Origin of the sequence: Lactobacillus sp. UMNPBX16 (assembly GCF_002553775.1) — a bacterium.
GTDB classification, from domain to species: domain Bacteria; phylum Bacillota; class Bacilli; order Lactobacillales; family Lactobacillaceae; genus Lactobacillus; species Lactobacillus crispatus.
In genome coordinates this window covers 1-220 of sequence record NZ_PCYU01000115.1, presented here as the reverse complement: position 1 = coordinate 220, position 220 = coordinate 1, and the positions used below count along the sequence as shown (strand labels likewise).

The 220-nt window shown below is 39.1% G+C and carries 1 protein-coding gene; it reads left to right on the top strand.

Annotation, left to right across the window (positions count from 1 at the left end; all coding sequences use genetic code 11):
* On the top strand, positions 1–220 hold a 220-nt coding region (locus CP367_RS10625), incomplete at both ends, for a S1 RNA-binding domain-containing protein (protein ID WP_143469251.1).

Here is a 220-nt window from a genome sequence, read left to right as displayed (position 1 = left end):
ATTGGTATCGACAATGAAAGACATCGTATATGCCTGTCTATTGAGCAAACTGAACCTTCTCCATTTGAACAAGCTACAGCTGACTTAAACGAAGGCGATATTTTTGAAGGTGAAGTAAAGTCATTAACTAACTTTGGTGCTTTCGTTGAAGTTGCTGATGGTATTCAAGGTTTGGTACACGTTTCAGAAATCTCAAACAAGCATGTTGACAAGCCAAGCG